Origin of the sequence: Leisingera sp. (assembly GCF_034669605.1) — a bacterium.
In the GTDB taxonomy this organism is placed as follows: domain Bacteria; phylum Pseudomonadota; class Alphaproteobacteria; order Rhodobacterales; family Rhodobacteraceae; genus Leisingera.
On sequence record NZ_JAXMOX010000031.1, the window covers coordinates 1 to 11,479 of the forward strand.

Sequence of the window (11,479 nt, forward strand, 5' to 3'; positions counted from 1 at the left end):
CGCCCGTTTTGCCCTAAACGCGGGGCCATGGATCATTTTCTCTACCGCGACGGCGCGCTTTTCGCCGAAGACGTTCCCATCTCCGAGATCGCCGCGGCGGTGGGCACCCCGTTCTATGTTTATTCCACCGCCACCCTGCTGCGGCATTTCAGGCTGTTTGACGAAGCGCTGGAGGGCACCGATCACCTGGTCTGCTATGCGATGAAGGCAGCCAGCAACCAGGCCATCCTCAAGACCCTGGCGCAGGCCGGAGCGGGCATGGATGTGGTCAGCCAGGGCGAATATCTGCGCGCCAAGGCGGCAGGCGTGCCGGGGGAGCGGATCGTGTTTTCCGGTGTCGGCAAGACGGCAGAGGAAATCCGCGTCGCCCTGACCGGCGGCATCCGCCAGTTCAACGTGGAATCCGAGCCGGAGATGGAAGTGATCAACGCGGTGGCGCAGGAGCTGGGCGTGGTTGCCCCCATCACCATCCGGGTGAATCCGGATGTGGACGCCAAGACCCACGCCAAGATCGCCACCGGCAAATCCGAAAACAAATTCGGCATCCCGATTGCCCGCGCCCGCGAGGTCTATGCCCGCGCGGCGGCGCTGAAAGGGCTCGATGTGGTCGGGATCGATGTCCACATCGGTTCGCAGCTGACCGATCTGGAGCCGTTCCGGCTGGCCTATCAGAAGGTGGCGGAGCTGACCGGAGCCCTGCGGGCGGACGGCCATGACATCCGCCGCCTGGATCTGGGCGGCGGCTTGGGCATTCCCTATACCCGTTCCAACGAGGCGCCGCCTCTGCCGGTGGAATACGGCCGGATGGTCAAGGAGACGCTGGGCCATCTGGGCTGCGAAATCGAGATCGAGCCGGGGCGGCTGATCGCGGGCAATGCGGGCCAGCTGGTATCCAGGGTGATCTATCTGAAATCGGGCGAGGGCCGCGATTTCCTGATCCTGGACGCGGCGATGAACGACCTGATCCGCCCGGCGATGTATGAGGCGCATCACGACATCGTACCGGTGCAGGAGCCTGCGGCAGGCACTGAAAGCCAGCCTTACGACATCGTCGGCCCGGTCTGCGAGACCGGCGATACCTTTGCCAAGCAGCGCGATCTGCCGCCGCTGGCGGCGGGCGATCTGGTCTCTTTCCGCAGCGCCGGGGCCTATGGGGCGGTGATGGCCAGCGAGTATAATTCGCGTCCCCTGATCCCGGAAGTGCTGGTGCACGGGGATCAATTCGCGGTTATCCGCGCACGTCCCGCCTTTGACGAAATGATAAACCGCGATACCATCCCGGAGTGGCTCTGAAGCGATCCGGGCGCGATCCGGCGCGGGCCATCCGAACATGAGGCCCGAATGCCCTTTGACAGACGTGCCGATCCGGTCCTGAAACGCCTGCGCCGGCCTGTGCTGCTGACGCAGGCCGGACTCGTGGCTGAACGTGCCATGCGGGCGTTCTGGCCGCTGGCCTCGGTGCTGATGGCGGCGCTGGCGGCGCTGATGCTGGGCCTGCACCTGCTGCTGCCGGAGCCAGCGGTCTGGACCGGCGCAATCGCTGCCGGGCTTGCAGCCGCAGCTGCTTTTGGCTGGGGCGCCTGGCGGTTCCGCTGGCCTGCTAGGAGCGCGGCCTTGGCGCGTCTGGACGCAACCCTGCCCGGGCGGCCGGTTGCGGCGCTGCTGGATACCCAGGCCGTCGGGGCCGGGGATGCCGCCTCGATCGCCTTGTGGCAGGCGCATCAGCGCCGGATGGCCGATGCCGCGGCACAGGCGCGGGCGCCTGCACCGGATCTGAACGTGGCCGCAGCGGATCCTTATGCGCTGCGCTATGCGGCCGGTTTGTTCCTGGCGGTGGCGCTGCTGTTCGGCTCGGTCTGGCAAGCGGCGTCGATCAAGGAGCTGGGAGCGGACGGCGCCGCCGCCCTCAACGGCCCGGCCTGGGAGGGCTGGGCAGAGCCGCCCGCCTATACCCGCCTGCCGGTCCTGTATCTGAACGATCAGGCCGGGGGCATCTTGAAACTGCCGGAAGGCAGCCGCGTCACCCTGCGGTTTTATGGCGAGGCGGGGGCGCTCAGCCTGTCGCAAAGTGTTGCAGGCCAAAGCGCAGAGCCGCCGCCGGACCTGGACGGTGCGCTGGAATTCGATGTCCTCCGCAGCGGCACGGTTTCCATCGACGGCACCGGCGGGCGCAGCTGGCAGGTGGAGGTGATCCCGGACCAGCCGCCCAAGGTGGCGGTCGCGGGCCGGCCCGAGCTGGAGAGCGACGGCTATACCACGCTGGCCTTTGCGGCCCGCGATGACTATGGCGTGGCCGCGGGCCAGGTCCGGATTGCTCTGGATCTGGCTGCAGTGGAGCGCCGCCACGGGCTGGCCGCAGACCCCGACCCGCGGGAGCCGCTGGTGCTGGACCTGCCGCTGCCGCTGTCAGGCTCGCGCAAGGAGTTCACCGAAAAGCTGATCGAGGATTTTGCCCGGCACCCCTGGGCCAACTTGCCGGTGGTTTTCACTTTTTCGGCGGTGGATGCGGCCGGGCAATCCGCGGCGGCGGCAGGCTTTGGCTCGGATCTTGTCACCCGCCGTTTCTTTGATCCGCTGGCGGCTGCGGTGATCGAACAGCGCCGGGATATGCTGTGGGCGCGCGCAAATGCGCCGCGGGCGGCGCAGATCCTGCGCAGCCTGTCGCACCGCCCCGAAGACCTGTTCCGCGACTATGGCGATTTCCTGCGGCTGCGCACCATTCTGCGGCGGCTGGAAAGCTATACCGTGAAGGGCAGCATCCCGGAGCCGCAGCAGGCGGAAATCGCCGCGGCGCTTTGGGATCTTGCAATCCAGCTGGAAGAGGGCGACGTGGGCGATGCCCTGCAGCGGATGCAGCGGGCGCAGGAACGGCTGAGCCAGGCCATGCGCGATGGCGCAAGCGATCAGGAGATCGCCCAGTTGATGCAGGAACTGCGCGAGGCGACGCAGGACTATATGCGCCAGCTGAGCCGGCAGGCGGAAGCGAATGGCGAGGTGCTGGAACCGGGCCAGATGCCCGAGGACATGATGACCCTCAGCCAGGATGACCTGCAGGCGATGATGGACCGCATTCAGGAGCTGATGCAGCAGGGCCGCATGGCGGAGGCCGAACAGGCGCTGCGCGAGTTTCAGGAAATGATGGAAAACATGCGGATGACACGCGCGCAGCAGGGTCAGGGCGAGGGCAGCCAGGGCCGGGAGGCGATGGAAGGGCTGGGCGAAACCCTGCGCGAGCAGCAGGGGCTGTCCGACCAGGCGTTCCGTGATTTGCAGGAGCAGTTCAATCCCGGCGCCCGCCGCGGCGAGAGCCAGGGCAACGAAGGCCGCGATGGCGGTCTGGGCCGCGGCCAAAGCCATCAGGGCGGGCAGGGTGGTGACAGCGGCCAGGACGGCCAGGGCAGCGACGGCGCCGAAAGCCGCAATCCCCAGGGCTCCGGGCCGGATGGCCGCACGCAGCCGGGCGCGGGCGGCTCGCTGGCCGACCGCCAGCAGGCCCTGCGGCGGCAATTGCAGCGCCAGCAGGAGGGGCTTCCCTATCTGGATGGCGAGGCAGGCGATGCCGCCCGCGAAGCGCTGGACCGGGCCGGCCGGGCGATGGAGGGCGCGGAAGATGCGCTGCGCGGCGGTGATATGGCCGAAGCGATCGACCAGCAGTCCGAAGCGATGGAGGCACTGCGCGAAGGCATGCGCAATCTGGGCCAGGCGCTGGCGCAGCGCGAAGACGGCCAGCGCAACGGCCAGGGGCAGCCTTCGGCCACGGCCGAGGGCGAGCGGCTGGACCCGCTGGGCCGCAGCAACGGATCGGTTAACGATGGCGGCAAGGTGGGAGAGGGCAATGCCTACCGCCGCGCCTGGAATTTGCTGGAGGACATCCGCCGCCGGGCAGGAGAGCGCGACCGCAGCGAGCGGGAGCGCAATTACCTGCAACGGCTGCTGGACAGGTTCTGAACCCCGGCTGCCTGCGGCAACCGGTATCCGGAACTTCAGGACAAAGGATGCTGCCGGGGCAGCGTTACTGGACGCTGGTCAGGGATTTAACCTGATCATCAAGCCACAGCCGCGCCTGATCCACCCAGCCGACATAGCTGCTGAGTGCCGGATCCGCCTGCGGCAGTTTTTCCGAGATCAGCGGCGCGTTGTCATAGATCATGACCATGACCAGCGCGGCAATCACCGACAGCGAAAACCCGCGGGCAAAGCTGCGTTTGCGCTGCACCGGCGGCTGTTCATAGGCGGCTTGCACTGCAGGGGCTGCACTGTCTGCAGAGCGCAGGGTCGAATTGATCTCTTCGATATCCGGCAGCAATTCCTTGCGCGAGCCGGTTTCAGCTGCGGCCAGCTGGCGCGGGTCTTCACCGCGGATACGGGCCATCCGGTCGCGGGCCTGGCGGCTGCGGCGGGCGGCGTCGTCCTCGGGTGTTGCGGCTGCCTCCAGCCCCAGATCAGGCTGCGTTTCCAGGCTGTGGCCTTCTGCCGCCCGCAGCGCGGCTTCGCGCTCGGCTTCCTCGCGCAGGATATCGGACAAGGCGGGGTTCAGGGCGCGGCTCCGCGGCGGCGCCTCTGGCTCCGCGTCTGCAGCCCCGGTTGCGTCAGCACCCGTCCATTGGTCCGGATCATCGTCTTCGCCGGTCTCCGGGGCGCCGGCAGCGGGCTCCGGCGTATCCTGCGCCGCCGCGGCAACTGCAGCGGGCGTGTCCGGAGGATCGCCGGAGACGTCCCCAGGCATGTCCGGCTCAGGGAAATCTTCTGCCGCCTGCGCAGCTGCCGCTTGGATTTCGGCTGTGTCCGGCGCGGTTTCCCCGGCGGCGCGTGCGGCAACAGCCCCGGCGGATGCCTGAAACCAGGTCTGGCCGCAACTGGAACACTGCACATCCCGGCCCCCGTCGGGGATCACATCCTCGGGCACTTCGTACTGGGCTGCACAATTCGGGCAGGTCAGGCGCATCATGCTCTCCTCGGCACCATCCTGCCGGCCAGCAGGCGGCAGGTTGTTTTTCAAGGGATTATATGCGGCCCGGCAGCCCGGTTAAAGCGTCAAATGCCGATCCAGCCCCAGCCTGGCAGGGGCGGGGGTTTCCCGGCAACAGAGCCCATTGAAACTGATGGTCCCATGGGGCAAAACACCGGAGCGCCAATTTTGCGGCGCAATCAGGGGGCAGCAGTGATCGAGCTGGAGAATGTGGGCTATAATTACGGCGGCGGCGAGCTGCTGGATGAGGTGTCAGTTCAGCTGGCGCCGGGATCGTTCCATTTTCTGACCGGCCCGTCCGGCGCGGGCAAGACGACGCTTTTGAAACTTTGCTATGGCGCGCTGATGCCGACCTCGGGCCGGGTGCGGGCCTTCAACATGGATGTGCATGGGCTGGACCGCGATCAGATGGCCCATCTGCGCCGCCGCGTCGGCGTTGTGCATCAGGACTGCCGGTTTCTGGATCATTTGCCGGTGGTCGAGAACATCGCCCTTCCGCTGCTGGTTTCCGGGCGGGAGCTGTCGCATGAGGAGGCCAATCTGCACGAGCTGTTGAACTGGGTCGGCCTGTCTGAACGGGCCCATGCGCTGCCGCCGGAATTGTCGGGCGGTGAACGGCAGCGGGCGGCGCTGGCCCGGTCGGTCATCCTGTCGCCGGATGTCATCATTGCCGATGAACCGACCGGCAATGTGGACTGGGAAATGTCGCAGCGGCTGCTGCAGCTGCTGGTGGAGCTGAACCGGATGGGCAAGACCATCCTGGTGGCCACCCATGACCTGTCGCTGATCCGGGCGGCCAAGAACCAGGTGCAGGCCCGGGTGCTGCGGATCTCCAACCGGCAATTGCAGCTGGCGGGGGCAGACTTATGACCGACAGCAGGCTGCACAAGCTGGTGCTGGGCGATACCCAGGCCAACCGGGTGGTGCCGCCCAGCGGTTTCACCGCCCATCTGACGCTGTTTGTCTCCGGCGCGATGGCCTTTCTTGCGGTTTTTGCGCTGGCGCTGTCGATGGCCTCCGGGCGGCTGGCGGACCAATGGGCCTCGGAGCTGGCGCGGGCGGCAACCCTGCGCATCAACGCCCCGGCTGAGCAGCGCGCGGCACAGACCGAAGCGGCACTGGAAATCCTGCGCCAGACACCGGGCGTGGCCACCGCACGGGCGCTGTCGGGCGAGGAACAGGCGGCCTTGCTGGCGCCCTGGTTCGGCTCCAGCCTGCCGGTCGGCAGCCTGCCGCTGCCGCAGCTGATCGAAGTCACGGGCGAGGACCCCGGATATGACGCCGCCGGGCTGCGTCTGCGGCTGCAGGCCGAAGTGCCGGGCGCGGTTCTGGATGACCATACCCGCTGGCGCGCGCCGCTGGTTGATGCAGCCCGGTCGCTGCGCCGCCTTGCCTGGGTGTCGATCCTGCTGATCGGCGGCGCCACGGCGGCGATGATCACCCTTGCGGCCAATGCGGCCCTTGCGGCCAATGCCCAGGTGATCGAAGTCCTGCGGCTGGTCGGCGCTTTGGACAGCTATATCGCCCAGGCCTTCATCCGCCGGTTCACCCTGCGCGCCCTGACCGGGTCCGCTGCGGGCGTTGTCTTGGGGATGATCGGTGTCTGGCTGATGCCGGAAGCTTCGGATGAGGGCGGCTTTCTCACCGGGCTTGGCTTTCAGGGCTGGGGCTGGCTGGCGCCGCTGGTGATTCCGGTGCTGGGCGCGCTGGTGGCCTTTGCCGCGACCACCCGCGCTGCCGGTAAACGTTTGGGAGCAGTGTCGTGAAAAACCCGGTTCAATGGCTGCGTTCAGCCGCCTTTCTGGTGCAGATGTATCTGTCGATGCTGGTGCTGGGGCTGCTGTTTGCGCCTTGGGCCGCAGTCTCCCGCAAGGGCGCGCGCATCGCCTGCAAAACTTATGCCCGCTGGGTCCTGTGGACCGCGCGCTGGATGGTCGGCATCAAGACCGAAGTCCGAGGCCAGGTGCCGTCTGGTGAGGTGATCATCGCCGCCAAGCACCAAAGTTTTCTGGACATCCTGATCATTTTCAACGCAGTGCCGTCGGCCCGGTTCATCATGAAACGCGAGCTGATGTGGACGCCCGTCATCGGAGTCTACGCCAAGCGGCTGGGCTGCGTGCCGGTGAACCGCGGCAAGCGCGGCGCGGCGATTGCCAAGATGGTCAAGGATGTCGCCAAGGAGAGCCGCGAGCCCGGCCAGCTGATCATCTATTCGCAAGGCACCCGTGTCGCACCCGGCGCCCGCAAGCCCTATAAGATCGGCACTGCGGTGCTGTATCAAGGCCTGAGCCAGCCCTGCGTGCCGGCCGCCACCAATGTCGGCGTGTTCTGGCCGCGCACGGGGATCTACCGCAAGCCGGGCCTGGCGGTGGTGGAGTTCCTGGAGGTGATGCAGCCGGGGATAAGCCGCGAGGATTTCATGCCCCAGCTGGAACAGCGCGTCGAAAGCCGCTCGGACGCGCTGATGCGGGAAGCCGGGTTTGAACCGGGCGAGACTGTGCAACGGGCCTGATCCGCCGGAGCGTTTGCACTCTCCGGAAGCTAGAAAACTCAAATCTCCCTGGCAAAGACGGCGCCGGGACATCGAGCCCGCCCGCCAGCCCTTCGGTCACGGTAGCGGGCTGCAAATGCGGTCCCATGTGCGGGTTCGCAATCCGCATATAGTGTCTGCGTAACAGCTGCGGTCGAAGGTCTGTCCGGCGCTTGCGGGGGAGCTGACTTGCAATGAAACGGCGATGGCTGTGCCTTGCTGGGACCTGACCTGGGACCTGATTTCAGCGCCAGCAAGGAGGGGGACACGCCCGTTGCCAAACAGAAAAAGGGCAGCTGCGGCGAGCTGCCCTTTAGTAAACCCGGCACTATGCCTGGATCAGCTGTGGATCGGCCCGTCGCCACAGGCCAGAGCGGCCTCGCGCACCGCCTCGGAGTAGGTCGGATGCGCGTGGCAGGTCAGTGCCACGTCCTCGGCCGAGGCACCGAATTCCATCGCCACGCACAGCTCGTGGATCATGTCGCCCGCGGCCGGACCGATGATCGCGGCGCCGAGGATGCGGTCGGTTTCCGCATCGGTGATGATCTTGACGAATCCGCCCTCGGCCTGGCCCACGGCCTTGGCCCGCGCGTTGCCCATGAACATGAACTTGCCCACCTTGATCTTGCGCCCCTCGGCTTTCAGCGCGTCCTCGGTCGCCCCCACGGTGGCCACCTCGGGCGTGGTGTAGACGACGCCGGGGATCACGCCATAGTTCACATGGCCATGCTTGCCTGCGATCACCTCGGCCACCGCCATGCCCTCGTCCTCGGCCTTGTGCGCCAGCATCGGGCCTTCGATCACATCGCCGATGGCATAGACGCCGGGGATATTGGTGCGCCAGTGGTTGTCGGTGGCGATCTGGCCGCGCTCGGTCATCTTGACGCCCAGTGCATCCAGCCCCAGCCCCTCGCTGTAAGGCTTGCGGCCGGTGGCAACCAGCACCGCGTCGGCGTCCAGCGTCACCTCATCGCCGCCCTTCTTGGGCTGGTATTTGACCTTGGCCTTGGTCTTGGTGGTCTCCACCCCCTGCACCGCGGCGCCGAGGATGATGTTGAGGCCCTGTTTTTCCAGGATCCGCTTGAAGCTGCGCTGCACGTCCTTATCCATGCCGGGGCAGACCGCGTCCATGTATTCCACCACGGTCACCTCGGACCCCAGGCGGGCATAGACCGAGCCCAGCTCCAGCCCGATAACGCCGGCGCCGATCACTGTCAGTTTCTTGGGGATCTTCGGCAGTTCCAGCGCACCGGTGGAGGAGACCACGATCTTTTCGTCGATCTCGACGCCAGGAATGGACGATGGCACCGAACCGGAGGCGATCACGATGTTCTTGGCCTCATGCACCTCGCCACCGACCTGCACCTTGCCGGCCGCGGGGACCGAAGCCCAGCCCTTGATCCAGTCGATCTTGTTCTTCTTGAACAGAAACTCGATGCCGCCGGTGTTTTGGCCGATCACCTCATCCTTGTAGGATTTCATCTGGTTCCAGTCGACGGAAGGGCTTTTGCCCTTGAGTCCCATATGGGCGAAGTTGTGCTCTGCCTCATGCAGCAGGTGGGTGGAATGCAGCAGCGCCTTGGAGGGGATGCAGCCCACGTTCAGGCAGGTGCCGCCGAGGGTTTCGCGGCCCTCAACCACGGCGGTCTTGAGGCCCAGCTGGGCGCAGCGGATGGCGCAGACATAGCCGCCGGGGCCGGCGCCGATTACGATCACGTCATAGGATGCCATGTGTCATGTGCTCCTTATTGGGTTGAGCGGGGAGGGGGCGCTGCCCCCGGCCCATGCGGGCCTCCCCCGGAGTATTTGTGGAAAGATGAAGGGTCATGTGAGGCAGGCGGCCAGCATGGCCGCGGTGGCGAGGTAGCCGGCGGCCCAGATCAGGCTGCGCCAAGGAGTCCAGCCAAAGGCGTAGGCCGACACGTAAAGCACGCGCGCGCCGAGGTAGAGATAGGCGCTGGCGGCGGTGAGGGCTGAGGATTTCTGCGCCAGCGTGACCACCACGCAGGCGATGGTGAACAGGATCAGCCCTTCGAAATGGTTGTTCATCGCCCGCCACAGCCGCGCGGTGCGGCGCGAGACCTGGTCCTGCAAATCGCCGCCCATCCGGTCGCGGTCGCGCGGGCCGAGGGTCTGGCCCGGCTTCAGCTCGAGGTTGGCTGGCACGGCCATCAGGGCGATCTGGAAAACCTGCAGGAGCGCGGCGAGGGTGAGGGCGGTGAGTTCGGGGGTCATGTAAATGCAACTAACGCTGCGAGTTTCAGGTTGCAGGCGCTTTCACCAGCACTGTCTTCAATGTCATGATGATTTTTCGCAATGCCAGTTCCGGTTGATGCGGCGGAGGGCCCACTCCTTAATTCCATCGATAGATTTCCTTGTCCCGCCCGGCAAAGCCGGGCAGCGCCCGCCCCTCCCCACGAAATGGGCGGGCGCTGCCCTTTGTTGTTTACAGATCCATCAGCAAGCGGCGCGGGTCTTCCAGCGCTTCCTTGACGCGGACCAGGAAGGTCACGGCGCCCTTCCCGTCGACGATGCGGTGGTCATAGCTCAGCGCCAGATACATCATCGGACGGATTTCCACCTTGCCGTTGATCGCCATCGGGCGGTCCTGGATCTTGTGCATGCCGAGGATGCCGGACTGCGGCGGGTTCAGGATCGGCGAGGACATCAGCGAGCCGTAGACACCGCCGTTGGAGATGGTGAAGGTGCCGCCCTGCATTTCCGCCATCGACAGCTTGCCGTCACGGGCGCGGGCGCCTTTTTCGGCAATGGCTTTCTCAATCGCGGCAAAGGACATCGCGTCGGCATCGCGGATCACCGGCACAACCAGGCCGGTGGGGGTGCCGGCGGCGACGCCCATGTGCACGAAGTTCTTGTAGACGATATCGGTGCCGTCGATCTCGGCGTTGACCTCGGGCACTTCTTTCAGCGCGTGGCAGCAGGCCTTGGTGAAGAAGGACATGAAGCCCAGTTTGACGCCGTGCTTCTTCTGGAACAGGTCTTTGTATTCGTTGCGCAGGGCCATCACCTCGGTCATGTCGACCTCGTTGTAGGTGGTGAGCATGGCGGCGGTGTTCTGGCTGTCCTTCAGGCGCTTGGCGATGGTCTGGCGCAGGCGGGTCATCTTCACCCGTTCCTCGCGCGCGGCATCGTCAGCCGTGACCGGGCCGCGCACCTGGGCCGGGGCCGGAGACGGAGCGGCGGGCGGAGCAGTCTTGGCGGCAGCCACCGCAGCGGCGACGTCTTCCTTCATGATGCGCCCGTCCCGGCCGCTGCCGGTGACTTGCGATGCATTGAGACCGGCTTCGGCCATTGCCTTTTCGGCGGAGGGGGCGTTGGCGACATCCTTGCCCGCGGCCGCGGGCGCCTCGGCCTGTGTTTGCGCTGCTGCCGGGGCAGCCGGTGCCGCGGAGGTGCCGGCGGCACTGCCGGAGATCACCCCGAGCTTGGCTGAGGCGGCGACGGTTTCCCCTTCGCCGGCGGTGATTTCGGCCAGCACGCCGGCTGCCGGGGACGGGACCTCGACCGATACTTTGTCAGTCTCCAGCTCGCACAGCATTTCGTCCTGCGCCACGCTGTCGCCGACCTTTTTGAACCAGGTCGAGACGGTGGCCTCGGAGACCGATTCCCCAAGCGCGGGCACGGTAATGTCGGTGGCGGCGGCCTGGTCATCCGCCTGGGCAGCGGGGGCAGAGGCATTTGCCTTGGGTTTCACGGTTTCCGGCCCTGCGGCGCCGGCCTCGGCGATATTCGCGAGCAGCGCGTCAACGCCGACGGTCTCGCCTTCCGGAGCGACGATATCCTGCAGCTTGCCGGCTGCGGGCGAGGGCACCTCGACGGTCACCTTGTCGGTTTCCAGTTCGCAGAGCATCTCGTCAGCGGACACGGTGTCGCCGGGTTGCTTGAACCAGGTGGCCACGGTGGCCTCGGTCACGGATTCGCCCAGGGTGGGTACGCGGACTTCGGTTGTCATATCTGTT

Annotated in this window: 9 protein-coding genes; 5 read left to right on the forward strand and 4 right to left on the reverse strand. The window is 66.4% G+C overall.

Annotated features, from left to right (window positions below; all coding sequences use genetic code 11):
- Positions 1-27: 27 nt before the first annotated feature.
- Positions 28-1,293 (forward strand): diaminopimelate decarboxylase, encoded by a 1,266-nt coding sequence (lysA, locus tag VOI29_RS05830; RefSeq protein ID WP_323776706.1) that lies wholly within the window; start codon positions 28-30, stop codon positions 1,291-1,293.
- Between the two features lie 48 nt (positions 1,294-1,341).
- Positions 1,342-3,948 (forward strand): TIGR02302 family protein, encoded by a 2,607-nt coding sequence (locus tag VOI29_RS05835; RefSeq protein ID WP_323776708.1) that lies wholly within the window; start codon positions 1,342-1,344, stop codon positions 3,946-3,948.
- A gap of 64 nt (positions 3,949-4,012) precedes the next feature.
- On the opposite strand, the gene VOI29_RS05840 is transcribed toward VOI29_RS05835, so the two are convergent.
- Positions 4,013-4,945 carry a zinc-ribbon domain-containing protein gene (locus VOI29_RS05840; protein ID WP_323776709.1) on the reverse strand — a complete coding sequence of 311 codons (933 nt, stop codon included), beginning with the start codon at positions 4,943-4,945 and terminating at the stop codon, positions 4,013-4,015.
- Between the two features lie 216 nt (positions 4,946-5,161).
- Between VOI29_RS05840 and VOI29_RS05845 the strand changes: the two genes are divergently transcribed.
- The 3 genes from VOI29_RS05845 to VOI29_RS05855 are packed head-to-tail and all read left to right on the forward strand — an operon-like array spanning position 5,162 to position 7,481.
- Positions 5,162-5,839: a cell division ATP-binding protein FtsE gene (locus VOI29_RS05845; RefSeq protein ID WP_323776754.1), complete on the forward strand. Its 678-nt coding sequence runs from the start codon at positions 5,162-5,164 to the stop codon at positions 5,837-5,839.
- Entirely contained in the window at positions 5,836-6,735 is a 900-nt protein-coding gene (locus VOI29_RS05850) for a cell division protein FtsX (RefSeq protein ID WP_323776711.1), read from the forward strand. The genes VOI29_RS05845 and VOI29_RS05850 overlap by 4 nt, the downstream gene beginning before the upstream one ends.
- Positions 6,732-7,481 (forward strand): lysophospholipid acyltransferase family protein, encoded by a 750-nt coding sequence (locus tag VOI29_RS05855; RefSeq protein WP_323776712.1) that lies wholly within the window; start codon positions 6,732-6,734, stop codon positions 7,479-7,481. Before VOI29_RS05850 ends, VOI29_RS05855 begins: the two co-directional genes overlap by 4 nt.
- Positions 7,482-7,838: 357 nt before the next feature.
- Here VOI29_RS05855 and lpdA read toward each other — a convergent pair whose 3' ends face one another.
- The 3 genes from lpdA to odhB all read right to left on the reverse strand — a co-directional run bounded on the left by lpdA (position 7,839) and on the right by odhB (position 11,472).
- Entirely contained in the window at positions 7,839-9,230 is a 1,392-nt protein-coding gene (gene lpdA / locus VOI29_RS05860) for a dihydrolipoyl dehydrogenase (protein WP_323776715.1), read from the reverse strand.
- A 93-nt stretch (positions 9,231-9,323) separates the two neighbouring features.
- Positions 9,324-9,734, reverse strand: coding sequence for an MAPEG family protein (locus VOI29_RS05865; RefSeq protein WP_323776717.1), 411 nt, complete (start codon positions 9,732-9,734; stop codon positions 9,324-9,326).
- Between the two features lie 211 nt (positions 9,735-9,945).
- The gene (odhB, locus tag VOI29_RS05870) at positions 9,946-11,472 is read right to left on the reverse strand and encodes a 2-oxoglutarate dehydrogenase complex dihydrolipoyllysine-residue succinyltransferase (protein ID WP_323776719.1); all 1,527 of its coding nucleotides are present in this window, start codon (positions 11,470-11,472) and stop codon (positions 9,946-9,948) included.
- Between the last annotated feature and the right edge of the window lie 7 nt (positions 11,473-11,479).

What these genes read in the sequence shown, in the direction of transcription:
- lysA (WP_323776706.1), top strand. Translation starts at nt 28, where the DNA reads ATGGATCATTTTCTCTACCGCGACGGCGCGCTTTTCGCCGAAGACGTT.
- VOI29_RS05835 (WP_323776708.1), top strand. Translation starts at nt 1,342, where the DNA reads ATGCCCTTTGACAGACGTGCCGATCCGGTCCTGAAACGCCTGCGCCGG.
- VOI29_RS05840 (WP_323776709.1), bottom strand. Translation starts at nt 4,945, where the DNA reads ATGCGCCTGACCTGCCCGAATTGTGCAGCCCAGTACGAAGTGCCCGAG.
- VOI29_RS05850 (WP_323776711.1), top strand. Translation starts at nt 5,836, where the DNA reads ATGACCGACAGCAGGCTGCACAAGCTGGTGCTGGGCGATACCCAGGCC.
- lpdA (WP_323776715.1), bottom strand. Translation starts at nt 9,230, where the DNA reads ATGGCATCCTATGACGTGATCGTAATCGGCGCCGGCCCCGGCGGCTAT.
- VOI29_RS05865 (WP_323776717.1), bottom strand. Translation starts at nt 9,734, where the DNA reads ATGACCCCCGAACTCACCGCCCTCACCCTCGCCGCGCTCCTGCAGGTT.
- odhB (WP_323776719.1), bottom strand. Translation starts at nt 11,472, where the DNA reads ATGACAACCGAAGTCCGCGTACCCACCCTGGGCGAATCCGTGACCGAG.